This is a genomic window from Streptomyces sp. LARHCF249 (assembly GCF_052871255.1).
This window is the reverse complement of record NZ_JBIXJQ010000015.1, coordinates 63,059-88,365: the sequence shown is the minus strand read 5'-3', so window position 1 is coordinate 88,365 and position 25,307 is coordinate 63,059. Positions and strand designations below refer to the sequence as shown.

The 25,307-nt window shown below is 71.9% G+C and carries 25 protein-coding genes; 11 read left to right on the top strand and 14 right to left on the bottom strand.

Annotated elements, in window-relative coordinates; genetic code table 11:
* Nucleotides 1-90: 90 nt before the first annotated feature.
* From ACIPUC_RS32765 to ACIPUC_RS32720, 10 genes are all read left to right on the top strand, one after another.
* Nucleotides 91-594, top strand: coding sequence for an Lrp/AsnC family transcriptional regulator (locus tag ACIPUC_RS32765; RefSeq protein ID WP_069922162.1), 504 nt, complete (start codon nt 91-93; stop codon nt 592-594).
* Nucleotides 595-597: 3 nt separating this feature from the next.
* Complete coding sequence (locus ACIPUC_RS32760) at nt 598-1,959, top strand: aspartate aminotransferase family protein (protein ID WP_446594018.1); 1,362 nt, start codon at nt 598-600, stop codon at nt 1,957-1,959.
* A 190-nt stretch (nt 1,960-2,149) separates the two neighbouring features.
* Nucleotides 2,150-2,935, top strand: a complete 786-nt coding sequence (locus ACIPUC_RS32755) for an ABC transporter ATP-binding protein (RefSeq protein ID WP_446594017.1) — start codon at nt 2,150-2,152, stop codon at nt 2,933-2,935.
* Entirely contained in the window at nt 2,917-3,987 is a 1,071-nt protein-coding gene (locus tag ACIPUC_RS32750) for a hypothetical protein (RefSeq protein ID WP_446594016.1), read from the top strand. Before ACIPUC_RS32755 ends, ACIPUC_RS32750 begins: the two co-directional genes overlap by 19 nt.
* A 25-nt stretch (nt 3,988-4,012) precedes the next feature.
* Nucleotides 4,013-5,104, top strand: a complete 1,092-nt coding sequence (locus tag ACIPUC_RS32745) for an LOG family protein (RefSeq protein WP_446594015.1) — start codon at nt 4,013-4,015, stop codon at nt 5,102-5,104.
* A 79-nt stretch (nt 5,105-5,183) separates the two neighbouring features.
* Nucleotides 5,184-6,089, top strand: a complete 906-nt coding sequence (locus tag ACIPUC_RS32740) for a hypothetical protein (protein WP_446594014.1) — start codon at nt 5,184-5,186, stop codon at nt 6,087-6,089.
* Nucleotides 6,090-6,176: 87 nt separating this feature from the next.
* Nucleotides 6,177-6,803, top strand: coding sequence for a hypothetical protein (locus tag ACIPUC_RS32735; RefSeq protein WP_446594013.1), 627 nt, complete (start codon nt 6,177-6,179; stop codon nt 6,801-6,803).
* Nucleotides 6,804-6,931: 128 nt separating this feature from the next.
* Entirely contained in the window at nt 6,932-7,162 is a 231-nt protein-coding gene (locus tag ACIPUC_RS32730) for a ferredoxin (RefSeq protein ID WP_446594012.1), read from the top strand.
* Nucleotides 7,159-8,553 (top strand): NAD(P)/FAD-dependent oxidoreductase, encoded by a 1,395-nt coding sequence (locus ACIPUC_RS32725; RefSeq protein WP_446594011.1) that lies wholly within the window; start codon nt 7,159-7,161, stop codon nt 8,551-8,553. Before ACIPUC_RS32730 ends, ACIPUC_RS32725 begins: the two co-directional genes overlap by 4 nt.
* Nucleotides 8,554-8,592: 39 nt before the next feature.
* The gene (locus ACIPUC_RS32720) at nt 8,593-9,840 is read left to right on the top strand and encodes a cytochrome P450 (RefSeq protein WP_446594010.1); all 1,248 of its coding nucleotides are present in this window, start codon (nt 8,593-8,595) and stop codon (nt 9,838-9,840) included.
* On the opposite strand, the gene ACIPUC_RS32715 is transcribed toward ACIPUC_RS32720, so the two are convergent.
* From ACIPUC_RS32715 to rpsB, 9 genes are all read right to left on the bottom strand, one after another.
* Nucleotides 9,837-10,868, bottom strand: coding sequence for an ABC transporter ATP-binding protein (locus tag ACIPUC_RS32715; RefSeq protein WP_446594009.1), 1,032 nt, complete (start codon nt 10,866-10,868; stop codon nt 9,837-9,839). The two genes, ACIPUC_RS32720 and ACIPUC_RS32715, sit on opposite strands and share 4 nt — an antisense overlap.
* Complete coding sequence (locus ACIPUC_RS32710) at nt 10,868-12,484, bottom strand: ABC transporter permease (RefSeq protein ID WP_446594078.1); 1,617 nt, start codon at nt 12,482-12,484, stop codon at nt 10,868-10,870. Before ACIPUC_RS32710 ends, ACIPUC_RS32715 begins: the two co-directional genes overlap by 1 nt.
* 95 nt (nt 12,485-12,579) lie before the next feature.
* Nucleotides 12,580-13,680, bottom strand: coding sequence for a thiamine ABC transporter substrate-binding protein (locus ACIPUC_RS32705; RefSeq protein WP_446594008.1), 1,101 nt, complete (start codon nt 13,678-13,680; stop codon nt 12,580-12,582).
* Between the two features lie 253 nt (nt 13,681-13,933).
* Nucleotides 13,934-15,046 carry a 23S rRNA (adenine(2503)-C(2))-methyltransferase RlmN gene (gene rlmN, locus ACIPUC_RS32700; protein WP_446594007.1) on the bottom strand — a complete coding sequence of 371 codons (1,113 nt, stop codon included), beginning with the start codon at nt 15,044-15,046 and terminating at the stop codon, nt 13,934-13,936.
* A 93-nt stretch (nt 15,047-15,139) separates the two neighbouring features.
* Nucleotides 15,140-16,216 carry a phosphatidate cytidylyltransferase gene (locus ACIPUC_RS32695; RefSeq protein WP_446594006.1) on the bottom strand — a complete coding sequence of 359 codons (1,077 nt, stop codon included), beginning with the start codon at nt 16,214-16,216 and terminating at the stop codon, nt 15,140-15,142.
* Nucleotides 16,216-16,773 (bottom strand): ribosome recycling factor, encoded by a 558-nt coding sequence (gene frr, locus ACIPUC_RS32690; protein ID WP_362302603.1) that lies wholly within the window; start codon nt 16,771-16,773, stop codon nt 16,216-16,218. The genes ACIPUC_RS32695 and frr overlap by 1 nt, the downstream gene beginning before the upstream one ends.
* 85 nt (nt 16,774-16,858) lie before the next feature.
* Nucleotides 16,859-17,638, bottom strand: a complete 780-nt coding sequence (gene pyrH / locus ACIPUC_RS32685; protein WP_385176353.1) for a UMP kinase — start codon at nt 17,636-17,638, stop codon at nt 16,859-16,861.
* Nucleotides 17,639-17,800: 162 nt separating this feature from the next.
* On the bottom strand, nt 17,801-18,637 hold the full coding sequence (gene tsf, locus ACIPUC_RS32680) for a translation elongation factor Ts (RefSeq protein ID WP_446594005.1): 837 nt from the start codon (nt 18,635-18,637) through the stop codon (nt 17,801-17,803).
* Nucleotides 18,638-18,772: 135 nt separating this feature from the next.
* Nucleotides 18,773-19,678, bottom strand: a complete 906-nt coding sequence (gene rpsB / locus ACIPUC_RS32675) for a 30S ribosomal protein S2 (RefSeq protein ID WP_446594004.1) — start codon at nt 19,676-19,678, stop codon at nt 18,773-18,775.
* Nucleotides 19,679-19,927: 249 nt separating this feature from the next.
* Here rpsB and ACIPUC_RS32670 point away from each other — a divergent pair, with 249 nt between their 5' ends.
* Nucleotides 19,928-20,413 (top strand): M23 family metallopeptidase, encoded by a 486-nt coding sequence (locus ACIPUC_RS32670; RefSeq protein WP_446594003.1) that lies wholly within the window; start codon nt 19,928-19,930, stop codon nt 20,411-20,413.
* Between the two features lie 30 nt (nt 20,414-20,443).
* Here ACIPUC_RS32670 and ACIPUC_RS32665 read toward each other — a convergent pair whose 3' ends face one another.
* The 5 genes from ACIPUC_RS32665 to ACIPUC_RS32645 form a co-directional block, all read right to left on the bottom strand.
* A complete protein-coding gene (locus tag ACIPUC_RS32665) occupies nt 20,444-21,001 on the bottom strand; it encodes a TetR/AcrR family transcriptional regulator (RefSeq protein WP_446594077.1) in 558 nt (185 codons plus the stop codon).
* Nucleotides 21,002-21,053: 52 nt separating this feature from the next.
* The gene (gene whiG, locus ACIPUC_RS32660; RefSeq protein WP_446594002.1) at nt 21,054-21,890 is read right to left on the bottom strand and encodes an RNA polymerase sigma factor WhiG; all 837 of its coding nucleotides are present in this window, start codon (nt 21,888-21,890) and stop codon (nt 21,054-21,056) included.
* A gap of 209 nt (nt 21,891-22,099) precedes the next feature.
* Nucleotides 22,100-23,293: a DNA-processing protein DprA gene (gene dprA / locus ACIPUC_RS32655; protein ID WP_446594001.1), complete on the bottom strand. Its 1,194-nt coding sequence runs from the start codon at nt 23,291-23,293 to the stop codon at nt 22,100-22,102.
* Nucleotides 23,290-24,909: a YifB family Mg chelatase-like AAA ATPase gene (locus ACIPUC_RS32650; RefSeq protein WP_446594000.1), complete on the bottom strand. Its 1,620-nt coding sequence runs from the start codon at nt 24,907-24,909 to the stop codon at nt 23,290-23,292. Before ACIPUC_RS32650 ends, dprA begins: the two co-directional genes overlap by 4 nt.
* Nucleotides 24,909-25,280: a YraN family protein gene (locus ACIPUC_RS32645; protein WP_446593999.1), complete on the bottom strand. Its 372-nt coding sequence runs from the start codon at nt 25,278-25,280 to the stop codon at nt 24,909-24,911. The genes ACIPUC_RS32650 and ACIPUC_RS32645 overlap by 1 nt, the downstream gene beginning before the upstream one ends.
* Nucleotides 25,281-25,307 lie beyond the last annotated feature (27 nt).

Sequence of the window (25,307 nt, the reverse complement as noted above, 5' to 3'; positions counted from 1 at the left end):
GCCAGACACCACCACCTACGAAATCAGTGAGATCCGGCTCTCCAAACGACGGATTTCATCGATTCCGTCTTGCGGAACAGACGACTCCTCGTGCACAGTGTGGTCGTGGTCAGTCGAAGCGCAGATTCCAGGAACAGACAACCGTCCCCTTCGGTCGATGCTGTGTCCCTGGCGATCATCGAGCAACTGCAGGAGGACGGTCGCCGTCCCTACGCAGCGATCGGCAAGGCCGTCGGCCTGTCGGAAGCCGCCGTGCGCCAGCGCGTGCAGAAACTGCTCGACCAGGGCGTCATGCAGATCGTCGCCGTCACCGACCCGCTCACCGTGGGCCTGCGACGCCAGGCCATGGTCGGTATCAACGTCGAGGGAGACCTCGACCCGGTGGCGGACGCTCTGACCGCCATGGCCGAGTGCGAGTACGTGGTGATGACCGCAGGGTCGTTCGACCTGATGGTGGAGATCGTCTGCGAGGACGACGACCACCTGCTCGAAACGATCAACAAGAAGATCCGCGCGCTCCCCGGCGTGCGATCAACCGAAAGCTTCGTTTACCTGAAGCTGAAGAAGCAGACCTACATGTGGGGAACTCGATAACCCGTGAGCCAGGACCTCTCCAAAACCGCGTACGACCACCTGTGGATGCACTTCACCCGCATGTCGTCCTACGAGAACGCGCCCGTGCCCACCATCGTGCGCGGTGAGGGCACCTACATCTTCGACGACAAGGGCAAGCGCTACCTCGACGGCCTCGCCGGCCTGTTCGTGGTCAACGCCGGTCACGGCCGCAAGGAACTGGCCGAGGTCGCCTACAAGCAGGCGCAGGAACTCGCGTTCTTCCCCATCTGGTCGTACGCACACCCCAAGGCCGTGGAGCTCGCCGAGCGCCTCGCCGACTACGCCCCGGGCGACCTGAACAAGGTCTTCTTCACCACCGGTGGCGGCGAGGCCGTCGAGACCGCCTGGAAGCTCGCCAAGCAGTACTTCAAGCTGCAGGGCAAGCACACCAAGTACAAGGTCATCTCGCGTGCGGTCGCCTACCACGGCACCCCGCAGGGCGCCCTGTCCATCACGGGTCTGCCGGCCCTGAAGGCTCCCTTCGAGCCGCTGGTCCCCGGCGCGCACAAGGTGCCGAACACCAACATCTACCGCGCCCCGATCTACGGCGACGACCCCGAGGCCTTCGGCCGCTGGTGCGCCGACCAGATCGAGCAGGAGATCCTCTTCGAGGGCGCCGACACCGTCGCGGCCGTCTTCCTCGAGCCGGTGCAGAACGCCGGCGGCTGCTTCCCGCCGCCGCCCGGGTACTTCCAGCGCGTCCGCGAGATCTGCGACGAGTACGACGTACTGCTCGTCTCCGACGAGACGATCTGCGCATTCGGCCGTCTGGGCACGATGTTCGCCTGTGACAAGTTCGACTACATCCCGGACATGATCACCTGCGCCAAGGGCATGACCTCGGGCTACTCCCCGATCGGTGCCTGCATCGTCTCGGACCGCATCGCGGAGCCGTTCTACAAGGGCGACAACACCTTCCTGCACGGCTACACCTTCGGCGGCCACCCGGTCTCCTCGGCGGTCGCGCTGGCCAACCTCGACATCTTCGACAAGGAGGGCCTCAACCAGCACGTGCTGGACAACGAGGACGCCTTCTTCTCGACGCTGAAGAAGCTGCACGACCTGCCGATCGTCGGCGACGTCCGCGGCAACGGGTTCTTCTACGGCATCGAGCTCGTCAAGGACAAGGTCACCAAGGAGTCCTTCACGGACGAGGAGACGGAGCGCGTGCTCTACGGCTTCCTCTCCAAGGCGCTCTTCGAGAACGGCCTGTACTGCCGCGCCGACGACCGGGGCGACCCGGTCATCCAGCTGGCCCCGCCGCTGATCGCCGACCAGGGCACCTTCGACGAGATCGAGGGCATCCTGCGCTCGGTGCTCACCGAGGCGTGGACCAAGCTGTAAATAGCCCGACGCTGCAATAGTCCAACACGGCAATACTCCAACCACATGGCCCGGATCCCCCGTTCGAGTGAGAACGCGGGGGTCCGGGCCGTGTGCTGTCACCATCCAAGACGTTCATCTCTTTACATCTCAGTGCGGCGCCAGTGACCGAACCGGTTCCGCTTCGTTCCCCCGGACGGAGGTGTACGCCATGGTGGCTCCACCGGATTCAGCCCCACCCGACAACGATGTTCTGTGGGCTCGGTCCCTGCACTACTCCCACAGCAGTTCCCCCGGTCTCGTCGGGGTCTCCGTCGCGGTCCGCCAGGGGGAGATCCTGGCCCTGACCGGCCCGCGCGGCAGCGGAAAGACCACCCTGCTGCGCTGCCTCTCCGGACAGCTGCGCCCCGAGCAGGGCGAGGTCTGGTTCAACAGCGTCCCCGTGCACACCATGGGCGTCCTGGCCCGCGAACGGCTGCGCCGCGAGCGGTTCGGCTGGATCGGTCCCGAGCCGCAGCTGCTGCCCGAGCTCAAGGTGTGGGAGAACGCGGCCCTGCCGCTGCTGCTCGCCGGCGCCTCGTACCGCGGCGCCAGGCACGCCGCCTGCGAATGGCTGGACCGCCTGGACATCGGCGCTTTCGCCCGCAAGCGCCCCGGCGCCCTCAACCGGGCCGAGTGCCAGCGGGTGGCGCTGGCCCGGGCCCTGGTCAACGAGCCCGCGGTGATCTTCGGCGACGAGCCCACGGCTCCGCTGCACCGGGCCGAGCGCGCCCTGCTGCTCCGTACGCTCACCACCGCGGCCCGCTCGCACGGGATCACCGTGGTGCTGGCCACCCACGACGAGGAGACCGCGGCCGCCGCCGACCGCCGCCTGGCCCTGCTCGACGGCCGGCCCGCCGCCACGGCCACGGCCACGGCCGCGGCCGCCGCGGGCCCGCCGGGGCCCCCGCCCGCCGAGACCGCGGAGGGGCAGGCCGCGTGCTCGCTCTCCGCCTAGCCCGCGGCTCCCGCCCGCTGGTCCAGCTGCGCCGGCTGCTCGTCGCCGCCGCCTCGGCCGGTACCGGCTTCCTCCTCCTCTACGTACTCGCCGGGGCGGTGGCCCGTCCCGGCGGATCGTTCCCGCGCCTGCTGTGGGCCCTGGTGCCGCTGGCCGCCACCGTCCAGTTCGCCGTCGCCGTGGCCCGTACCGACCCGGCGACCCGGCCCCGCGAAGGGCTGGACGCCGCCGGGCTGGGGCCCGCACGGCTCAGCCTGGTCGCGGCGATCTCCACCGCCGTCGCGTGCACCCTGGGCAGCGCGCTCGCCCTCGCCGCCTTCCTCCACCTGCGCGGCGACCTGGCCGGGCTGCCCTTCGACGGAGCCGGCGCCGCACTGCTCCACGCCGACCAGCCGCTGCCCGTGGCCGCCGCGCTCACCCTCCTGGTGCTGGTCCCGCTGACCGCGGCGGCGGCCGTACTCACCCTGCCCCGGCGCAAGCCCCTGGCCCCGCAGACCGGACTGCCGTGGGGGATCGCGATCACCGCCTGCGGCCTCGCGGTCGAGGCCTACGCCGGGCGGGGCGGGCCCGGGATGCTCGCCGGCTGGACGCTCACCGCCGTCGGCCTGGCCCTCGCCGGGCCCGGCCTGGCCTACGCCTGCGGCACGCTGGTCCAGGCCGTACGCCCCGGCGCGCTCCGGCTGCTCGCGGGCCGGGCCCTCCAGGAGGAGGCTCCCCGGGTCGGCCCGCCCCTGGGGGTGCTCTGCGCCGTCGGTGCGGCCGCCCTCACCGCCCTGGCCGTGCGGGACCGCGGCGGCCTGCTCCCGCCCCTCGGTCCGCTGACCGGACCGGCCGCGGCCCTGGTCGCCCTGTGCGCGGCCGCGACCCTTCTCACATCCGCGGTGGAGGCGCGCCAGAGCCGCGCCGCCGGCCGCGAGGCCCTGACCGACCTCGGCGCTCCGGCCAAGGTCCTGCGGACGGCCGCGAGTTTGCGGGCCACCGCCCTGCTGGCCGTGTGCGCACCCCTCAGCTGGGGTGTGGCGCAGCTGACGTCGCTGGCCCTGACCCGCTGACCGAGCAGCCCTTAGGGTGGGCCGAATGGTCAACGCAGACATCGAGATCGAGACGCTCGCCGAATTCGACCAGGTCGTGGCCCGCGGCTCGCTCAGCGGCTACCGGATCCAGTCGGTCAACCTGCTGGAGCGGACCTTCGCGCTGCTTTCCGCCGACACCTCGGCCGCCGTGTTCCTGGGCTGCGCGATGGAGCCCGACGCCTCGGTGAAGGTCCGCGCCGACGGGGCGCTGGTCTTCCCGCCCGTGCCGGACCTGCCGTTCAACCCGTACCGGGGCCTGCTCTACACGCCCGAGGAGCTGTTCACCGGGCTGCCCGCCGGATACGAGACCACCCCGGACGCCCAGGCCTACGCCTGGCTCCAAGAGACCAAGGGCGACGGCGACGTCTTCTCCTCGATGCTCCGCTCCCTCCACGACGACGCCATCTCCGACGCCCTCGACGAGCACCTCGAGGGTGCCCGGGTGGTCGGCGTCATGGGCGGCCACGCCATGTCCCGCGGCGACCTGGACTACCGCGGCGCGGCGGAGCTCGGCCGGGCGCTGACCCGGTCCGGGCTCACCGTGGCCACCGGCGGCGGCCCTGGGGCGATGGAGGCCGCCAACCTCGGCGCCTATCTGGCCCCGGCCCCGGACGAGGCCCTTGCCGAAGCCCTGGAGCTGCTCGCCAAGGCCCCGTCCTTCGCCCCGTCGGTGTCCGACTGGGCGCGGGCGGCCTTCGCCGTACGCGACCGCTGGCCCGGCGGCGGCGACTCGGTCGGCATCCCGACCTGGTTCTACGGGCACGAGCCGCCGAACGCCTTCGCGGCGCACATCGGCAAGTACTTCGCGAACGCCACCCGGGAGGACGGGCTGCTGGCCCGGTCCACGGCGGGCGTGGTGTTCCTGCCGGGCGCGGCCGGCACCGTCCAGGAGATCTTCGACAGCGCGACGCCGAACTACTACTCCTCGCGGGGCGAGCCGGCTCCGATGGTCCTGGTCGACCGGGCGCACTGGACCGAGCACCTGCCTGCCTGGCCCCTGCTGCAGGCGCTGGCGCGCGGCCGGGCGATGGAGTCCCGGATCGCCCTCGTGGACTCCGTCGACGAGGTCCCGGACGCACTCGCGGCAATCGCCTGACTCCGGGAGGCAACTTCCCGGCCCGTTCTGACGTCTGGCAGAGGTACCGCAAACCTGCCAGACGTGAACGGAGCCTTCGGTGCTCATAGGCCTGCTGACCGCTGTCGCGGCGTCCATCTGCTACGGGACGGGATCAGTCCTGCAAGCCGTCGGATCGCGCCGCGCCGCCCGGATGTCCCCGTCCGCCGCCGGGGTGACGGCGCACGGCGGCCCCAACCTGGCGTCCACCGCGAAAGCGGCGATGACCTGGGAGTTCATCGTCGGCACCATCCTGGACTTCGTGGGCTTCGGGCTGGGCGCGCTGGCGGCCCGCCTCCTGCCGCTGTTCCTGTCCCAGACGGTGATCAGCGCCAACCTGGTGATCACCGCCGTGCTGAGCGTCAAGATGCTGGGCATCCGGCTGAGCCGCAAGGAGTGGACCTCCATCGGCGTCGTCTGCACGGCGCTGGTGCTGCTGGCGACGGCCGCGGGCCACGAGGGCGGCCACCACGCCCCGATGTCCACGCACTGGTGGCTGCTGGGGATCACCCTGCTGCTGATGGTGGGCGGCACGGTGGCCGTACGCCTCCTCGGCGGCGGCGCGGCGATCCTGGCGGGCCTGCTGTCGGGCCTGGGCTTCGGCGCACTGGGCGTCGGCGTCCGGATCCTGGACGGCGTCGACCCGTTCGACCTGGGCACCTTCCTGGCCGACCCGGCCCTGTACGCCATCCTCGTGGCGGGCTTCGGCGGCATGTACCTGCACACGATCGCCCTCCAGATCGGTTCGGTGAACGGCGCGACGGCCGCCCTGGTCGTCGGCGAGACGGTCCTCCCGGGCGCGATCGGCGTGCTCTGGCTCGGCGACGCGTCCCGCCCGGGCCTGGCCTGGCTGGCGGCCTTCGGCTTCGTCCTGGCCGTGGCCGGCGCGGTGGCGGTCGCCTGGTACGGCAAGCACGAGGGGGCCGACGCGGAGGCGGAAGCCCGGGTCCCGGAACCGGTGGCGTAGCCCCGCGGGTTCACCTGGTCGGCCGGTCCCCGATGGTGCCGGGGCGCCGGCTGCCGCTTTCTGGACGGGGGAGAGAGCGAGGGGTTCGTGGAACCCACCAGTGAACGGCTCCGGACCCCGCGCGCCGCAGGAGCGGCCGGAATCGCCTTCGCGCTGCTGCTCGCGGCGGCGATCGTGCTGATGCGGATCGCCGTCCCGTCGGGGAACGCGGCCGACTCGGCCATCCCCGCGGACCGGCGCTGGGCCGTCCGGGCGGCCCTGGAGATCGTCCCCTTCGCGGGGATCTTCTTCCTGTGGTTCATGGGCGCCCTGCGCGCACACGCCGGCGAGGCCGAGGACAGATTCGTCGCCACCGTTTTCCTGGGCAGCGGGTTCGTCTTCGTCGCCACCCTGTTCGTCGCCGCCGGGGCCGCGGGCACCGTGCTGGCGGAGGACACGCCCTCCGATTTCGGCCGCCACTACGCGTACACGGTCCTCGCGACCTACGCGATGCGGATGGCTGCCGTCTTCGTCTTCGCGACCTCGACGATCGGGCGAAGGCTCGGGGTCTTCCCCCGGCCGCTGGCCCTGCTGGGCACCGTCGTCGGGCTGGTCCTGATCCTCGCGGGATCCGGTGTGCCCTGGTCCGAGCTCTTGTTCCCGGCCTGGGCGCTCGTCGTCAGCCTCTACATCCTGCTGAACCGGAACCGGAACCAGCTCCAGAACCGGCCCTGACCTGCGACGGGGCCGCCCGGCAGGCCCTCCCCGGCGCCTGCGTGCATGCTGGTTGAAGGGGCGGGACGGGGGCTTCGGGGGGCTCGGGGATGACGGGGATGATCGGGCCACGGAAGGGCTGATCTTTCATGAGGCTTGTCGTCGACCTCAACCGCTGCCAGGGATACGCGCAGTGCGCGTTCCTCGCGCCCGACGTGTTCGCCATGCACGGCGACGAGTCGCTGCTGTACAACCCCGAGGCCGACGAGGAGCAGCGCGAGAACGTCGCGCGCGCCGTCGCCGCCTGCCCGGTCGGGGCGATCCTCGTCGAGTACGACGGCGAGGACGGCCCCCGGACGCACCCCGGAGGTGCGCGGTGAGCGCTGACGGAAGCCTCGAGCGCCTCAAGCGCGACGGCCGCATCGTCGTCGTCGGCGCCTCCCTGGCCGGCCTGCGGGCGGCCGAGACCATGCGCGAGAAGGGCTTCACCGGTTCGCTCACGATGATCGGCGACGAGCCGTACGAGCCGTACGACCGGCCCCCGCTGTCCAAGCAGGTGCTGCTGGGCCAGGCGGCCGCGGACCGTACCGCCCTCCCCCGCCGCCGGGACATCGACGCGAAGTGGCGCCTCGGGGTGCCCGCCACCGGCCTGGACATGAAGGCCCGCCGGGTGCGCCTCGCCGACGGTGACGAGGTGGAGTACGACCGGCTGCTGATCGCCACCGGCGTACGGGCCCGGCCGTGGCCCAACGAGGACGAGGGCGCCCTCGGCGGCGTCTTCGTCCTGCGCACGCGGGACGACGGCGCCGCACTGGAACGGGCCCTCGCGGCCGGTCCCCGCCGGGTGCTCGTGATCGGGGCCGGGTTCACCGGATCCGAGATCGCCTCCGCCTGCCGGGAGCGCGACCTGCCCGTGACGGTCGCCGAACGGGGCGCCGCACCGCTGGTCGGCGCGCTCGGCGGGGTCATCGGGGAGGTCGCCGCCGAGATGCACCGGGAGCGCGGGGTGGACCTGCGCACCGGTGTCATGGTGACCGGGCTGGAGGGCGACCCCGCCGGGCGGGTCCGCGCCGCCCACCTGTCCGACGGCGCCACCGTCGAGGCCGACGTGGTGGTCGTCTCGCTCGGCGCGCAGCGCAACACCGAGTGGCTCGCCGGGTCCGGACTGGGCGCGGGCCCGCGCGGCATCGCCTGCGACGCGGGCTGCCGGGCCTTCGACATCTGGGGCATCGTCACCGACGACATCTACGTGGCGGGTGACGTGGCACGTTCCCCGCACGCGCTCTTCGGATACCAGTTCCTGTCCCTGGAGCACTGGGGCAACGCCGTCGCCCAGGCCGAGACGGCGGCGCACAACATGCTCAGCGAAGGCATGGACCGCCGCCCCCACGTATGGGTCCCTGCGTTCTGGTCCTCCCAGTTCGGCGTGAACATCAAGTCCGTCGGGGTGCCGCCGATGGGTACGGAGATCCTCATCACGCAGGGCTCGCGCGACGAGCGCAGGTTCGCGGCCGTGTACGGGTACCAGGGGCGCGTCATCGCCGCCGTCACCTTCGACCAGGGCCGCTGGCTGCCCTTCTACCAGCACCTGATCGAGTCGACCGCGCCGTTCCCTCCGGCCTACACCACCGTGGACCGCAGGCCGGAGGGGCACAAACCGATGCCCGCGGACTTCCCGGACCCGTCGGTGCCCACGCACGGACCGACCATCACCCTCAGCGGCTACTCGCCGGCCGACCGGAAGATGACCTTCACCCCCGCGCGCCACTGACCGCACCGCGCCCTCCTCCGAGGACCACGAGGACCTGTCATGACACAAGCCATCCTGCGGGAGATCATCGACTACGCGAACCGTGCCGATCCGTACCCGCTGTACGAGGAGCTGCGCAAGACGCCGGTGGCCCAGGACGGGGACGGCCCGTACGTCGTCAGCACGTACTACGAGATCCAGAGCCTCCTCCACGACCCCCGGATCAGCTCCGACCGCCGCAACGTGTCGTCGACGGCGGGCGATCCGCTGGCCCAGGCCGAAGAGGACGGCGAGACGGCCCTGCCGCCCGCCTTCCTGGGCCTCGACCCCCCGGAGCACGACCGGCTGCGCCGGATGGCGAACCGGCCCTTCGGGCCGCCGCACTCCCCGCACCGGGTCCACGACATGCGCGGTGAGCTGGGAGGCATCGTCTCCGGTCTGATCGACGGCATCGCCGCCAAGGACGGGCTGGACCGGATCGACCTGGTCGACCGGTTCTCCTACCCCTTCCCGGTCTCGGTCATCTGCCGCCTGCTGGGTGTGCCGCCCGAGGACGAGCCGCGCTTCCACGTATGGGCCGACACCCTCGCGGCCGGCCTGGACCCCGACCCGGACGCCGATCCCTCACAGCGCCACAAGGGCTCGCAGGACACCCGGCTGGAGCTGGGCATGTACCTGGCGGGGCTCATCGAGGAGCGCCGCAAGAGCCCCGGCGACGACATGCTGTCCCACCTGGCGACCGCGGACGGACCGGACGGCACGATGACGACGATGGAGATCCTCAGCACCTCGGCCCTCCTGCTGATCGCCGGCCACGAGACCACCGTCAACCTCATCACCAACGGCATGCTGACCCTGCTGCGCCACCCGGAGGTCCTCCAGCGGCTGCGCGAGGATCCGGGCCTGGCCGTACCGGTCGTCGAGGAGCTGCTCCGCTACGAGCCTCCGGTGCAGCTGCTGCCCCAGCGCAGCCCGCTCACCGAGATCGAGATCGCCGGAGTCACCATCCCCAAGGGCGCGTCGCTCTGGCTGATCCTGGCGTCCGGGAACCGCGACCCCAAGCGGTTCGAGAACCCGGACCGCTTCGACCCGGACCGCAAGGACATCCAGCACCTCGGGCTCGGCAGCGGAATCCACAGCTGCTTCGGGGCACCGCTGGCCCGGCTGGAGGCCCAGCTGGCGCTGAGCGAGCTCGCCCGGCGCCTGGAGAACCCGCGGCTCCTGGAGGACCCGCCCCCGTACCGCCAGAACGCGGTCCTGCGCGGCCCGCGCCACCTGCCGATCGCCTGCGACGGCATCCGCCCCTAGGCCGCGGTGTCCGCGGGCAGGACGACCACCTCGGACGGGGTGAAGGACACCGCGACCCGGTCCCCCGCGGCCGGCGCCCCCGCGAGCCCGCACTCCGCCTCCAGCGCCGGCCCCGACTCGGGGCGCAGCAGCAGCGCGACGTGCGTGCCGCGGAAAGTCCGGGAGACGACCTCGCACCGCAGACCGGCCGCGGCCAGGACGACTCCGGCCGGGCGGATCAGCAGTTGCCGCTCGCCCTCCGGGGAGCCGGCCGGGACCGGGACCCTGCCCCACGGGGTGCCCGCGACTCCGGCCGAGACCACGGCGGGGACCACGTTCTCGAAGCCCAGGAAGCGCGCCACGAACTCCGAGGCCGGGCGCTGCCACACCTCCAGCGGGGTCCCGGCCTGCGCGACGCGCCCGTCCCGCATGACCACCACCCGGTCGGCCAGCGCGAAGGCCTCGCCCTGGTCGTGCGTGACGGCCAGCACCGTGGTCCCCAGCCGGGAGAACAGCCCCTGGAGCTCGACCACCAGCCGCTCGCGCAGGCCCCGGTCCAGCTGCCCCAGCGGCTCGTCCAGCATCAGCAGCCGCGGAGACGGGGCCAGCGCGCGGGCCAGCGCCACCCGCTGCTGCTCGCCGCCGGACAGCGAGGCCACCGCCCGGTCCTGGGCGCCGGGCAGGCCGACCAGCTCCAGCAGCTCCGCGACCCGGGCCCCGTACGCGCCGCGGCCCGCCCCCCGCATCCGCAACCCGAAGGCGACGTTCCCGGCGACGTCCCGGTGCGGGAAGAGCTGGTGGTCCTGGAACATCAGGCCGACGCCCCTGCGGTGCACGGGCACGCCGGCCTGGTCCGCCCCGCCCAGCGACACCCGGCCAGCGGACACCGGCTGGAGCCCGGCGACGACGCGCAGCAGGGTCGACTTCCCGCTCCCGCTCGGCCCCAGCACGCACACGGTCTCGTGCTCGGCGACCTCCAGGTCCACGCGGTCCACGACCGCGCGCTCACCGAAGCGGACCGACACCCCGTCCAGCCGGAGCAGTGCCATCAGAATTCTCCCGAGGTCTTGTCGGGCCGCAGTCGCTCCAGCACCAGCAGGGACACCGCGCACAACAGCATCAGAATCGTGCTCAGGGCCATCGCCTGCCCGTAGTTCATCTCCCCGGCCCGCCCCAGCAGCCGCGCCACGGCCACCGGCAGCGTCGGACGGTCCGGCCGTGCGATGAAGACCGTCGCGCCGAACTCCCCGAGCGAGACGGCGAAGGCGAAGCCCGCCGCGATCAGCAGCGCGCGCCGCACCAGCGGCAGGTCCACCTCCCGCCAGGCCCGCAGCGGGGACGCTCCGAGCACGGCGGCGGCCTCCCGCAGCCGCCCGTCCACCGCGCGCAGCACCGGCAGCATGGTCCGTACGACGAACGGCACGCCCACCAGGGCCTGCGCGAGCGGCACCAGGATCCACGAGGTCCGCAGGTCCAGCGGCGGCTCGTCCAGGGTGATCAGGAATCCGAAGCCGACCGTCACGGCGGACACCCCGAGCGGCAGCATCAGCAGCGCGTCGAAACCCCGTACGAAACGGCCGCCCCGCCGGGTGAGGGCCGCGGCCGCGAGCCCGCCGATGACCAGGGCGATGGCCGTGGCGGCGAGCGCGTACTGCAGGGAGTTCCAGATCGCCTCCAGCGGCGGGACCAGGAAGGTTCCGCCGCCCGCGGCCACCTCCTGGAGCGCCCGGTAGAAGCCGAACCCGTACCCGCCGGGCGCGTCGAAGGAGCGCTCCACCAGCACCGCCAGAGGGGCCACGATCAGCAGGGCGACCGTCAGCAGCACCCCGCCCAGCAGGGTGCGCTGCGCCCAGCCGCGCGGCCGGTGCGTGGTGCGCCCCGGGTCCACCAGCCGCAGCGCCGTCTCGCGCTTGCGCACCGTCCAGGCGTGCACGGCGAGGATCGCGCCGATGGCCGCGAACTGCACCATCGTCAGCACGGCGGCGGTGGGCAGGTCCAGGAGCTGCGCGGTCTGCCGGTAGACCTCCACCTCCAGGGTGGAGTACGAGGGCCCGCCCAGGATCAGTACGACGCCGAAGGAGCTGAAGGTGAACAGGAACACCATCAGCGAGGCGGCGGCCACGGCCGGGGCCAGCGCCGGCAGCGTCACCCGCCGCCAGGCGGCGAACCGCCCGGCGCCCAGGACCCGGGCGGCCTCCTCCTGGCGCGGATCCAGTTGCGCCCACAGCCCGCCGACCGTGCGGACGACGACGGCGTAGTTGAAGAAGACGTGCGCGAGGAGGATCGCCCAGACTGTGGTGTCGAGCCGGACCCCCAGCCGTTCGTCCAGCAGCCCGCCCCGGCCGACCAGCGCGAGGAAGGCGGTGCCGACGACCACGGTCGGCAGCACGAAGGGAACGGTCACCAGGGCCCGGAGCAGCTGCTTGCCGGGGAACTCGAAGCGCGCGAAGACGTACGCGCCGGGGAGCGCGATCAGCAGCGTGAGCGCGGTGGAGGCGAGGGCCTGCCAGGTGGTGAACCACAGCACGTCGGCGATGTCGGGCCGGGCGAGCACCTCGCCGATCCGGCCGAACTGCCAGCCGGCGTCGGTCTTGAGCCCGCGGCCGACGATCGCGGTCACGGGATAGGCGAAGAACAGCCCGAAGAAGGCGAGGGGCACGGTCATCAGGGCGAGCCGTACGGCCGTGGCCCGCCCGCCCTCGCGGGGGCCGGGGACCGGCGCGGCGCCCCCCGGCGCCGCGCCCGTTCCCTTGGTGCCGCTTACTTCACGACGAGCGAGGTCCATGCCTTGACCCACTGCTCACGGTTCTTGGCGATGGTCTCGGGAGCCACGTTCTCCGGCTTCTCGACCACCACACCGTGCTTGGTGAACAGCTCCGGCAGGGAAGCGTCCTTCGTCACCGGGTTCACGAACATCTGGAGGGGCATGTCCTCCTGGAACTTCTTGCTGATCAGGAAGTCCACGAGGGCCTTGCCGCCCTCCTCGTTCTTCGCGCCCTTCAGCAGACCCGCGAACTCGATCTGGCGGAAGCAGGTACCGGTGGCGACGCCCGTCGGGGCCTCGGCCGGCTGCGGCTCTGCGTACAGCACCTCGACCGGCGGGCTGGAGGCGTAGGAGACGACCAGCGGGCGGTCGCCCTTGGCCTTCTTGCCGCCCGCCGAGCCGGAGAAGCGCTCGTTGTAGGCCTGCTCCCAGCCGTCGACGACCTCGACGCCGTTGTCCTTGAGCTTGCTCCAGTAGTCCTTCCAGCCCTCGTCGCCGTACTTGCCGACGGTGGCGAGCAGGAATCCGAGGCCCGGCGAGGAGGTCGCGGCGTTCTCGGTGACCAGCAGGTTCTTGTACTCCGGCTTGACCAGGTCGTCCAGCGTCTGCGGCGGGGCGATCTTCTTGTCGGCGAAGTACGCCTTGTCGTAGTTGACGCAGATGTCACCGGAGTCGATCGGGGTGACCCGGTGCTCCTTGTCGAGCTGGAACTCGGGCTTGACCTCGCCCAGGCCCTTCGCCTCGTACGGGGTGAAGATCCCGTTGTCCAGGGCGCGCGAGAGCAGCGTGTTGTCCACGCCGAAGAAGACGTCGCCGCGGGGGGAGCCCTTGGTGAGGATCTCCTGGTTCAGCGCCGCGCCCGCGTCCCCGGACTTCAGCACCTTGACCGTGTAGCCGCTCTGCTGCTCGAACTCCTTGAGGACCGCTTCGGTCGCGTTGAAGGAGTCGTGGGAGACGAGGGTGACGGTCTTGGACTTCGGCGCGTCGCTCGCGCCGGCGGGCTTGTCCTTGGCGTCGCCGCCGCCGCAGGCGCTGAGCGTGGTGACGCCCAGGGCGGCCGCGAGCGCGGCGCCCGCGATCTTCGTGGTGGTGCTCACTGGTGATTCCTCCTGGGATGACCAGGAGAAGACGCGGCCCTGCCCGGCGCTCTGGTGGGAGCGGACGCCGGGCAGGGCGCAACAGCATGAGTGGTGACCGAACTTCCTACCCCGAATGACCGGGGCGAGGTTCAGAGGGTCTGCGGATGACGGGTACCGCACTCTCAGCGCTGTGGCGCTCCCCTGTCGGAATATGAAATTGGTTCGGCCACAGGGTACCCCGTGGCCGAATACGGTCTCCGCGAGGCGGAATCTAGCGTTCCGAGGCCGCGAGCTGGCCGCACGCGCCGTCGATCTCCTGGCCCCGGGTGTCCCGTACGGTCACGGGCACGCCGTGCCGGGCGATGGCCTCCACGAAGGCCCGCTCGTCCTCGGGCCGCGAGGCGGTCCACTTGGAGCCCGGCGTCGGGTTCAGCGGGATCAGGTTGACGTGGACGCGCTTGCCCTTGAGCAGCTTGCCCAGCAGGTCGCCGCGCCAGGCCTGGTCGTTGATGTCGCGGATCAGGGCGTACTCGATGGAGATCCGGCGGCCGGACTTCTCGGCGTACTCCCAGGCCGCGCCGAGGACCTCGCGGACGTTCCAGCGGGTGTTCACGGGGACCAGGGTGTCGCGCAGCTCGTCGTCGGGCGCGTGCAGCGAGACCGCGAGGCGGCACTTGAAGCCCTCGTCGGCGAAGCGCAGCATCGCCGGGACCAGGCCCACGGTGGAGACGGTGATGCCGCGCTGTGACAGGCCCAGGCCGTCGGGCTCCGGGTCGGTGAGGCGGCGGATGGCGCCGACCACGCGGTTGTAGTTGGCGAGCGGCTCGCCCATGCCCATGAAGACGATGTTCGACAGCCGTGCCGGGCCGCCGGGGACCTCGCCGTCGCGCAGCGCGCGCATGCCGTCGACGATCTGGTGCACGATCTCGGCGGTGGAGAGGTTGCGGTCCAGACCGGCCTGGCCGGTGGCACAGAACGGGCAGTTCATGCCGCAGCCGGCCTGCGAGGAGATGCACATGGTGACCCGGTCGGGGTAGCGCATCAGCACGGACTCGACGAGCGTGCCGTCGTGCAGCTTCCACAGGGTCTTGCGGGTGGTGTCGTCGTCGCACGAGATGTGCCGGACGACGTTCATCAGCTCGGGCAGCAGCTCCTGCTGGAGCCTCTCCCGCGAGCCCGCCGGGATGTCGGTCCACTCGGCCGGGTCGTGCGCGTAGCGCGCGAAGTAGTGCTGCGAGAGCTGCTTGGCCCGGAACGGCTTCTCGCCGATCGCGGCGACCGCCTCGCGGCGCTCCTCCGGCGTGAGGTCGGCGAGGTGCCGGGGAGGCTTCTTGGCTCCGCGCGGGGCGACGAAGGTGAGCTCTCCCGGAACAGGGCGGGCCATGGCAGGTACTCCTCGTAAGACGAAAGGCGCGCCGCAGAAGCAGCGCGCCTTTCAAGAGTAACCGCCCGGCGTCCTGAGACGCCTTTCCGCAGGTCAGCCCGTACCCACGAAGGCCGCCAGCAGCAGCCACACCACCGGCGCGGTGGGCAGCAGCGAATCCAGCCGGTCCATGATGCCGCCGTGGCCCGGCAGCAGGGTCCCCATGTCCTTGATGCCCAGGTCACGCTTGATCATCGACTCGCCGAGGTCGCCCAGCGTGGCGCTGACCGCGACCGCGAGGCCCAGCAGCAGGCCCTGCCACCAGGTGCCGCCGTCGATCAGGAACTCCATGCACAGCGCGCCGGCCGCCATCGCGAAGGCCACCGCGCCGAACAGCCCCTCGCGGGTCTTCCCGGGGCTGATGCGCGGCGCGAGCTTGGTCTTGCCGAAGCGCCAGCCGACGGCGTAGGCCCCGGTGTCGCTGACCACCGTCAGCACCAGGAAGGTGACCACGCGCTGCGGCCCGTCGTCGGCGGTGAGCAGCATCGCGACGAAGGTGGCCAGGAAGGGCACGTAGAACGCCGCGAAGACGCCCGCCGTGACGTCCTTGAGGTAGCCCTCGGGCGGTTCGGTCATCCGCCAGACCAGCACGGCGAGGGCCGTCAGGGCCATGGCGACCCAGGCGCCCTCGGCCCCGCGGACGTATCCGGCGATGACCATGGCCGCGCCGCCGACGGCGAGCGGGACCAGCGGGGCCTTGATGCCCTTCTTCTCCTGCAGCCGGGAGGTGAGCTCCCACAGGCCCACGACGACCGCGACGACGATGACGCCGACGAAGACCGCCTTGACGACGAACAGCGAAGCGAAGATCACCGCGCCGAGGCCGACGCCGACCCCTATGGCGGCGCGCAGGTCCCTCCCCGCCCGCTTCTTCGGCGGCGGAGGCGAGTCGTCCTGCGGTGCCTGCGAGGGCGGGGGCGGGGGGCTGGGCATGGGCTCCTGCGGCGGCGTTTCGGCGCGGAAGAGGGGGCCGCCGACTGCGGCGGCCCCCCGATCGCGTGCTTCCCGGTCGTCGAAGTCACGGCCGGCGGCATCGGGCACGATGGGCATGGGCCGAGTGTGCGGGCCCACCTGCGCATCGTATGCGGGACCCGCCGGAACCGGCTCCGGCTGCCAGGAAGAGTCGTTCATCAGACTTCGAGGAGCTCGGCTTCCTTGTGCTTGAGGAGCTCGTCCACCTGCGCGACGTACTTCGCGGTGGTGTCGTCGAGCTCCTTCTCCGCGCGGCGCACCTCGTCCTCGCCGGCCTCCTTGTCCTTGATCAGCTTGTCAAGGGCGTCCTTCGCCTTGCGGCGGATGGAGCGGATGGAGACCTTGGAGTCCTCGGCCTTGTTCTTGGCGACCTTGATGTACTCCTTGCGGCGGTCCTGCGTCAGCTCGGGGAAGGTCACCCGGATGATGCTGCCGTCGTTGCTCGGGTTGACACCGAGGTCGGAGTCGCGGATGGCCTGCTCGATGTTGCGCAGGGCGCTCTTGTCGAACGGGGTCACGATCGCCATGCGCGGCTCGGGAACCGAGAAGGAGGCGAGCTGGTTGATGGGCGTGATGGCGCCGTAGTAGTCCGCCACGATCTTGTTGAACATCGCCGGGTGCGCACGACCGGTGCGAATCGCGGCGAAGTCTTCCTTGGCGACGACGACGGCCTTTTCCATCTTCTCCTCGGCCTCGAGGAGGATCTCTTCGGTCACCACGTGCTCCTGCATGTCTTGAATGGATGGTTCAGGCGGGCATGACGGGCGGGCCGGTCCGGGCTCGGTCCGGCAAGCGGACTGCTCAGGCCCGGGTTCCCTGGTCGCTGACGAGCGTGCCGATCTTCTCACCCTTGACGGCGCGGGCGATATTGCCCGCGGCGAGCAGCTCGAAGACGAGGATCGGCAGCTTGTTGTCACGGCACAGCGTGATGGCGGTGGCGTCCGCGACCTTGAGGTCGCGGGACAGGACCTCGCCGTACTCCAGCGCGTCGAACTTCACCGCGTCCGGGTTCTTCTTCGGGTCGGAGTCGTAGACGCCGTCGACCCCGTTCTTGCCCATGAGCAGGGCTTCGGCGTCGATCTCCAGGGCGCGCTGGGCGGCCGTGGTGTCGGTGGAGAAGTACGGCATGCCCATGCCGGCGCCGAAGATGACGACGCGGCCCTTCTCCAGGTGCCGGACGGCACGCAGCGGGATGTACGGCTCCGCGACCTGGCCCATGGTGATGGCGGTCTGCACGCGGGAGTCGATGCCCTCCTTCTCCAGGAAGTCCTGGAGTGCGAGGCAGTTCATCACGGTGCCGAGCATGCCCATGTAGTCGGACCGCGCCCGGTCCATGCCGCGCTGCTGGAGCTCGGCGCCGCGGAAGAAGTTTCCGCCGCCGATCACGACGGCGATCTCCGCGCCGTCACGGACCACCGCGGCGATCTCGCGCGCGATGGCGTGGACGACGTCGGGGTCGACGCCCAGTCCTCTGCCACCCGAGAAGGCCTCGCCCGACAGCTTCAGCATGAAGCGGCGGCCCTTCTTGTCCTGGTCGCTCTTGTCGTCGGATGCGGTGTGGGGGTCCACGCCCTGATTCATGGAGATCTCCTCGTGCACATACGAAGAAGGCCATTGCCGGTGGGTCCTCGCGGTTCCCTCTGCGGCAATGGCCTCCTCGTCAGATCTGCGGTCGCCTCGCGCAAGCGCGGGCGACTGCCTCAGACCCTACCGGGGTCCGGTGTCCGTCGTGTACGGACGGACTCAGATGCCGACCTTGATGCGGGCGAAGCGCTTCAGGGTGACACCGGCCTCGTCCAGAATCTTCTGGACGGACTTCTTGTTGTCCAGCGCGTACGGCTGGCCGAGGAGGGTGGCCTCCTTGAAGAAGCCGTTGACGCGACCCTCGACGATCTTCGCGATGGCAGCCTCGGGCTTGCCCTCCGCGCGGGTGACCTCTTCGGCGATGCGACGCTCGGACTCGACCTTCTCGGCCGGGACGTCCTCGGCGGACAGCCACTGCGGGGCGAACGCGGCGATGTGCTGCGCGACGCCGCGGGCGACGTCCGCGTTCTCCTTGTCGAGCTCGACCAGGACGCCGATCTGGAACGGCAGGTCGGGCATCGTGCGGTGCATGTACGAGGTCACGTAACCGCCGGTGAACTGCGCGAAGCGGTCCAGGACGATCTTCTCGCCGAGGTTGGCGTTGGCCTCGTCGACGAAAGCGGTGACGGTCTTGCCGGGCTCGATCTCGGACGCGAGCAGCGCCTCGAGGTCGGCCGGGGAGGTCGCGGCGACGTGCGCGGCCAGCTGGTTGGCGACGGCCAGGAACTTCTCGCCCTTGGCGACGAAGTCGGTCTCGCACTTCAGCTCGACGATGACACCGGAGGTGTTGTCGTCGGCGATGAGGGAGACGACGGCACCGTTCTCGGCAGAACGGCCCTCGCGCTTGGCGACGCCCTTCTGACCCTTGATACGGAGGGCCTCCTGGGCCTTGTCGACGTCGCCGTCGGCCTCGACGAGCGCGTTCTTGCAGTCCAGCATGCCGGCGCCGGTGAGCTCGCGGAGCTTCTTGACGTCAGCGGCGGTGTAGTTCGCCATGAGTCTGTGATTCTCTCTCGAAGTCGTAGATCTACGGGTGAACGGCGGAGGCGCCGCGCCTTGGGCGCGGCTCCCCCGCCGTCATCGTCCGTGCTGCGAGTGCCCGGCGCGTGAACGCCGGGCTCTCTCAGAGGGTCAGGCCTGCTCGGCGTCGGCGGCCGGGGCCTCGACGGCCTCGGCGGCCGGGGCGTCGGCGGCCGGGGCCTCGACGGTCTCGGCAGCGGCCTCGGCCGGAGCGGCCTCAGCAGCGTCGTCGGCCTTCTTGTCGCCCTCGAGCAGGTCGCGCTCCCACTCGGCGAGCGGCTCGGCAGCGGCCTTCTCGCCCGGCTTCGAGTCGCTGGTCGCGGCGCCGGAGCGGGCGATGAGGCCCTCGGCGACGGCGTCGGCGATCACGCGGGTGAGCAGGGTGACGGAGCGGATCGCGTCGTCGTTGCCCGGGATCTTGTAGTCGACCTCGTCGGGGTCACAGTTGGTGTCGAGGATCGCGACGACCGGGATGTGGAGCTTGCGCGCCTCACCGACGGCGATGTGCTCCTTCTTGGTGTCGACGATCCAGACGGCGCTGGGGACCTTCGACATCTCGCGGATACCACCGAGGGTCTTCTCCAGCTTGGTCTTCTCGCGGGAGAGGACCAGGAGCTCCTTCTTGGTGAGACCCGAGGCGGCGACGTCCTCGAAGTCGATCGCCTCAAGCTCCTTCAGACGCTGAAGGCGCTTGTAGACGGTGGAGAAGTTGGTGAGCATGCCACCCAGCCAGCGCTGGTTGACGTACGGCATGCCAACGCGCGTCGCCTGCTCGGCGATGGCCTCCTGGGCCTGCTTCTTGGTACCGACGAACATGACGGAGCCGCCGTGCGCGACGGTCTCCTTCACGAACTCGTAGGCGCGGTCGATGTACGACAGCGACTGCAGCAGGTCGATGATGTAGATGCCGTTGCGCTCCGTGAAGATGAAGCGCTTCATCTTCGGGTTCCAACGGCGGGTCTGGTGACCGAAGTGGACGCCGCTTTCCAGCAGCTCCCGCATCGTGACGACGGCCATGGCCATCTCCTTGGTTTCTCGGTTTGGTTCCTGACGCCCCGCCGCGCCCTGCCCCGAAAAGGGACCGAGAGACGCTCTCACCTGGCCGTTTCAGGCTGGTGCTGGGGCGTGCGAAGTCGACCCGGTGACCCGGATCGCCACAAGAAGTGTACGGGACCCGGCGGTATGCCGGGTGACGCCGTTGTCCACACCCCGCCGTCTGTCCACAGGGCAGCGCACCGGACGGCCTGGCGCGGGACGCTGTGCGCCATGACGACACTGCTGATCAGCCTGCTGCTGACCTTGCTCCAAGCCGCCGTTCCCGGAGTCCGCCCGCTGCCCGCGCCGCTGTCCGTGGCCCGCTGGTGGGACCCGCCGCCGACCCCGTACGCGGCCGGGCACCGCGGCGTGGACCTGGACGCCCCGGTGGGCGCGGAAGTCAGGGCGGTCGCGGCCGGCCGGGTCCACTACGCCGGCCAGGTGGCGGGCCGCGGAGTCCTGTCCCTCGCCCTTCCGAACGGCCTGCGCACCACCTACGAACCGGTCCGCGCGCTGGTCTCGGAGGGCGAGGCGGTGGCGGCGGGCCAGGTGGTGGCGGTCCTCACGGAGGGCACCCACTGCCCGTCCCCGTGCCTCCACTGGGGCCTTCTGTCAGGCGAGCAGTACCTCAACCCCCTCACCCTCCTCACCCGCCCCGCTCCCCGCCTGCTCCCACTGGACAGCCCCGCCGCACCCTCCGGCGCCGCCGGCGTGTGAGGCGCGGGGTCCGGGCGGAGCCCCGGGACCTCAGCCCCGGACGCCCCGCAGTGCCATGGCGACCGCGGTCTCCGTCACCACACCGGGATCCTCCGCCGCACCGAGCTCGATGCGCCGGACAGCGGCGTCCACCACCCCTTGCAGCAGCATGGCGGCGAGCCTCGGCTCCCGCTGCCCCAGCGCAGCCAACGCCTCCACGATCATCGCCACCAGCCCCCCGTGGGCCGCGCGGATCTTCTCGCGCGCCCCGGCGTCCAGCTCGCTCGCGGAGATGGCCACCACCGCCCGGTGCCGCCGGTCGCCCACCAGACCGAGCTGGCTCCGCACGTAGGCCTCGATCTTCGCCTCGGGCGACTCCGCCTGCTCCATGGCCGCCTCGATCTCGGCGGCCCAGACGGGGAAGTCCACCGCGCACAGCTCTTCGACCACCGCCGCGCGGGAGCGGAAGTACTCGTACACGGAGGACCGGGCGAGCCCGGTCCGCTCCGCGAGTGCGGGGAAGGTCAGCGCCTCCGTCCCGCCTTCGGACAGCAGGGAACGCGCGGCGTCCAACAGGGCGCCGCGCTGCATCGACCGGTGCTCGGCCACGGAGGCCGCTCGAATCCTGGGCACGTCTCCACTCTACGGAGGTACCGCAAGCTCACCGCCCCACATCGGCGAGCTTCGCCCGCAGTTGGAGCACGGACTTGGTGTGGATCTGGCTGACCCGGCTCTCCGTGACGCCCAGCACGTTGCCGATCTCGGCCAGCGTGAGCCCCTCGTAGTAGTAGAGGGTGACCACCGTCTTCTCCCGCTCGGGCAGCGTGTTGATGGCCCGGGCCAGCAGCCGCCGCAGCTCCCGGTCCTCCGCCACCTCCACCGGATTGTCGGCGGCGGTGTCCTCCAGGGTGTCCATCAGCGAGAGGCGGTCGCCGCCCTCCCCGCCGACGTGCAGCAGCTCTTCCAGGGCGACCACGTTGGCCAGGGACAGCTGGCTGAAGACCGTGTGGAGGTCCTCCACCCCGATCCCCATCTCCCCCGCGACCTCGCTCTCCGTCGGAGTGCGCCTCAGCTGGGCCTCCAGCGTGGCGTAGGCCCGCTCCACGGCCCGCGCCTTCTGCCGCACCGAGCGCGGGATCCAGTCCAGTGCGCGCAGCTCGTCGATCATCGCCCCGCGGATCCGGGTGATCGCGTACGTCTCGAACTTGATCGACCGGTCGATGTCGAACTTCTCGATGGCGTCGATCAGTCCGAAGACCCCGGAGGAGACGAAGTCGGCCTGCTCCACATTGGGCGGCAGGCCCACGCTGACGCGGCCGGCCACGTACTTGACCAGCGGCGAGTAGTGCAGGATCAGCTGCTCCCGCAGCCGCTCGTCACCGGAGTCCTTGTACGAGCGCCAGAGCACCTCCAGGGACGAGGGCGCGGTGGACCGCCCACTGCCGCGGGCAGCGGGGGGCACCGCAGCGCGGTCGGACCCTGAGGTGTGCTGGGGCATGCTTCGCCTTTGCCGGAGCCGGATTCCTTGGGAGCGTAGCGTGACGGAAGTGTCGCGGTGCGCGAAGAGTACGGGATGGCGCGGGGGCGCACGGGCGACCCGACTCGCGCGGGCGACCCGGGACCGGCGCCTGGCGCACGGTCCCGGCGACTGCCACCGGGAGGACCGCGTCTCTCATCGGTTTCACTCTTTCACCGGAACGCCCCAGGTCAACGACCGCCTCGCCGGGTGGCTCCGGTTTGTGTGCCGCCTCCCGCCGCCTGACCGGTCAACTGCCAGACGTCGCCCTGCCGTTCGACGAACCCCAGAGAGTGAAGTTCGTACAGTCTGCCGATGACTTCATCGGTGCCGTTGCCGGAGGCACGTGCCAACTCCTCCACCTGGACCGGCCGGCCGGCCGGGAGTGCTTCGAGCAGCCGGCCGGTCTCCCGGTCCAACAGGTCGCGGGCGAGTACGGGCCCGCGCCGCTCGGGAGCCAGTTCGCCGATGGAGCCGACGAGTTCGACCACCTCCGCGGCGTCGGTCACGAGAACGGCCTCACCCCGCAGCAGTTCGTGCACCCCGGCCGAGAGCCCGCTGGTGGCGGGCCCGGGGACGCCCATCGTGAACCTCCCGAGCGCCTGGGCCCGCCGGGCGGTGACCAGGGAGCCGCTGCGGTGGGCGGCTTCCACCACGACCGTGCCCCGGGTGAGGGCGGCGATGACCCGGTTGCGCAGGACGAACCGGCTCGGCGTCGGGTGGCTGCCGGGCGCCAGCTCCCCGAGGATCAGCCCCTGGCCGGCGATCCGGCCGAGGAGCCCGGCGTGTCCGCGGGGATAGGCGACGTCCACCCCGCAGGCCAGCACCGCCGCGGTCGCCCCGCCCGAGGCGAGGGCCCCGCGGTGCGCGGCGCCGTCGATCCCGTACGCGGCTCCGGAGACGACGACCCAGCCCCGCTCGGCGAGCCCGGCGGCCAGGGTCTGGGCCATGTGCGCCCCGTACGGAGTACAGGCCCGGGCCCCGACCACGGCCACCGAACGCAGCGCCCAGGTCCGCAGGTTCGGCCGGCCCCGCAGCCACAGCCCGACGGGCCGGGCGTCGCCGAGGTCGTCGAGCTGGGTGGGCCACTCCGCCGACCCGGGACACACGAAGCGTCCGCCCGCCTCCGCGGCCAGCGCCAGGTCCCGCCGGGGATCGGCCGGCGCCGCCCGCCTCCGATACGCGGCGAGCCGCTCCTCCCCCACCCCGCCCGGCCCCTCCCCCTCGGGCCCGGTGAGCATCCGTATCAGCCCCACCGCCCCGTACTCCCGCAGCCACCGCCCGCCCCGCTCCTCCCCCGGCTCCAACACCCGCGTCAGCGCCGCCCGCGCCAGCAGCTCCTGTTCCCCGCCCCCGGTCGAACCCCGGCCCTCCTCCCCCGTCATGGCCCCGCCCCCGCCGCCAAGGTCGCCCCGCGGGCGATGCCGGTGCGCAGCTCGAGCGCTACGGCCACGTCCAGCGCATCGGGGCGGTCGCGTCCGCGCAGGTCGGCAACGGTCCAGGCCACCCGCAGCACCCGGTCCAGCCCGCGCGCGGTGAGCAGGCCCCGCTCGAGGTCCCGCTCGGCCTGCGCCAGCGCCCCGGGGGCGGGCTGCCATCGCGTGCGCAGCTCCCGCCCGGGGACCTCGCTGTTGATCCGCCAGGGGGTGTCGCCGAGGCGGTGGGCCGCACGCGCCCGGGCCTCGACGACCCGCTCCGCCACGGTGGCGCTGCTCTCGCCCGGCCCGTGGCCGAGCAGGTCGGACCGGCTGACGGGTTCGACCTCGATGCGCAGGTCCACGCGGTCCAGCAGGGGACCCGACAGACGCGCCTGGTAGCGCCTGATCGACGAGGGCGCGCAGTCGCAGCCCGCGCCGAGCAGGGTGTGCCGCCCACAGGGACAGGGATTGGCCGCGAGCACCATCAGGAACCGGGCCGGCAGGCGCACCACTCCGGCAGCCCGGGCGACCACGATGTGCCCCGATTCGAGGGGCTGTCTGAGCGCGTCCAGCACTTGGGGGCGGAACTCCGGCGCCTCGTCCAAAAAGAGCACGCCTTTGTGAGCCAGGGACACCGCTCCGGGTCTCGGCAGCCCGCTGCCGCCCCCGACCAGGGCCTGCATGGTCGCCGAGTGGTGTGGTGCGCAGTACGGCGGGACGGTCACCAGGGGCTCGCCCGGCGGGAGGATTCCCGCGACCGAGTGCACGGCCGTGACCTCCAGCGACTCCTGCTGCGTGAGCGGCGGCATGATGCCCGGCAGCCGCTCGGCGAGCAGGGTCTTGCCCGCCCCGGGCGGCCCGCTCAACATGAGGTGATGGCCGCCGGCCGCCGCGACCTCCAGGCCCCGCCGGGCCGGCCGCTGCCCGGCGACATCGGCGAGCTCCAGTCCGTCCCAGCCCCCGGAGGGCCCGGCCAGACCCGTACCCAGGCCCGCGCCCGGGAGGACCAGGCCGGCCAGCATCGGGTCGGGGCGGCCCGGCGGGTCGGGGGGATCCTCCTCGGGGACGACACCGTCGGTCAGGACCGCGATCAGCTGGCGCAGGCTGCGGACGCCGAGGACCGAGACGTCCGGTACGAGCGTGGCCTCGGCGGCGCACTGCTGCGGGACGACCACCTGCCGGTAGCCGGCCTCCGCGGCGGCGAGGACCGCCGGGAGGATCCCCCGGACCGGGCGCACGCGGCCGTCCAGCCCCAGCTCGCCGATCAGGACGAGATCGGCGATCGCCCCCGGGTCGACCACCTCGGCGGCGCCGAGCACGGCGGCCGCCACGGCCAGGTCGAAACCGGCTCCGGACTTCGGCACGGAGGCCGGGCTCAGCCCGACGGTGAGCTTCTTCTGCGGCCAGGCCGCCCCCGAGTTGACCACGGCGGCCCGCACCCGGTCCCGGCTCTCGACCAGGGTCTTGTCGGGCAGCCCCACGAGGGTGAAGGCCGCGACCCCGGGCTCCAGGTCGGCCTGGACCTCCACCACCACGCCGTCGACGCCCACCAGGGCCACCGAACAGGCTCGGGCGAATCCCATCAGGCCACCCCCCTGACGTGCTCCACCACGGGCGCACCGCGCCGGGGCAGCAGGACTCCGACCAGGTCGATGCGCACCCCGCCCGGGGGCGGTCCGCCGTGGTCGGCGAGCCAGCGCCCGGCGAGCACGCGTAAGCGCTCGGCCTTGCCGGGCCGCACGGCGGCCATGGGATGCTCGAAGTCCCCCGCCCGGCGGGTCTTGACCTCGCACACGACGAGGGCGTCACCGTCCCGGGCGACGATGTCGATCTCCCCGCCGCGGCACCGCCAGTTCCGCGCGATCACGGTCATCCCGGCCTCGGCCAGCCGCCGCGCCGCGAGCTCCTCGCCGTACCGCCCCAATGCCTGCTGTGCCACGCCCTTCGCGTTCATCCGGCACCACCTCCGGTACCGACGATC

Excerpts from the sequence above, each read along its gene's own strand:
- tsf (WP_446594005.1), bottom strand. The coding sequence starts at position 18,637 with ATGGCGAACTACACCGCCGCTGACGTCAAGAAGCTCCGCGAGCTCACC.
- ACIPUC_RS32715 (WP_446594009.1), bottom strand. The coding sequence starts at position 10,868 with ATGGCACTGCTCCGGCTGGACGGGGTGTCGGTCCGCTTCGGTGAGCGC.
- ACIPUC_RS32695 (WP_446594006.1), bottom strand. The coding sequence starts at position 16,216 with ATGAACGACTCTTCCTGGCAGCCGGAGCCGGTTCCGGCGGGTCCCGCA.
- ACIPUC_RS32755 (WP_446594017.1), top strand. The coding sequence starts at position 2,150 with ATGGTGGCTCCACCGGATTCAGCCCCACCCGACAACGATGTTCTGTGG.
- whiG (WP_446594002.1), bottom strand. The coding sequence starts at position 21,890 with ATGCCCCAGCACACCTCAGGGTCCGACCGCGCTGCGGTGCCCCCCGCT.
- rlmN (WP_446594007.1), bottom strand. The coding sequence starts at position 15,046 with ATGGCCCGCCCTGTTCCGGGAGAGCTCACCTTCGTCGCCCCGCGCGGA.
- dprA (WP_446594001.1), bottom strand. The coding sequence starts at position 23,293 with ATGACGGGGGAGGAGGGCCGGGGTTCGACCGGGGGCGGGGAACAGGAG.
- ACIPUC_RS32710 (WP_446594078.1), bottom strand. The coding sequence starts at position 12,484 with ATGACCGTGCCCCTCGCCTTCTTCGGGCTGTTCTTCGCCTATCCCGTG.
- pyrH (WP_385176353.1), bottom strand. The coding sequence starts at position 17,638 with ATGAATCAGGGCGTGGACCCCCACACCGCATCCGACGACAAGAGCGAC.
- ACIPUC_RS32670 (WP_446594003.1), top strand. The coding sequence starts at position 19,928 with ATGACGACACTGCTGATCAGCCTGCTGCTGACCTTGCTCCAAGCCGCC.
- ACIPUC_RS32730 (WP_446594012.1), top strand. The coding sequence starts at position 6,932 with ATGAGGCTTGTCGTCGACCTCAACCGCTGCCAGGGATACGCGCAGTGC.
- ACIPUC_RS32645 (WP_446593999.1), bottom strand. The coding sequence starts at position 25,280 with ATGAACGCGAAGGGCGTGGCACAGCAGGCATTGGGGCGGTACGGCGAG.
- rpsB (WP_446594004.1), bottom strand. The coding sequence starts at position 19,678 with ATGGCCGTCGTCACGATGCGGGAGCTGCTGGAAAGCGGCGTCCACTTC.
- ACIPUC_RS32720 (WP_446594010.1), top strand. The coding sequence starts at position 8,593 with ATGACACAAGCCATCCTGCGGGAGATCATCGACTACGCGAACCGTGCC.
- ACIPUC_RS32745 (WP_446594015.1), top strand. The coding sequence starts at position 4,013 with ATGGTCAACGCAGACATCGAGATCGAGACGCTCGCCGAATTCGACCAG.
- ACIPUC_RS32650 (WP_446594000.1), bottom strand. The coding sequence starts at position 24,909 with ATGGGATTCGCCCGAGCCTGTTCGGTGGCCCTGGTGGGCGTCGACGGC.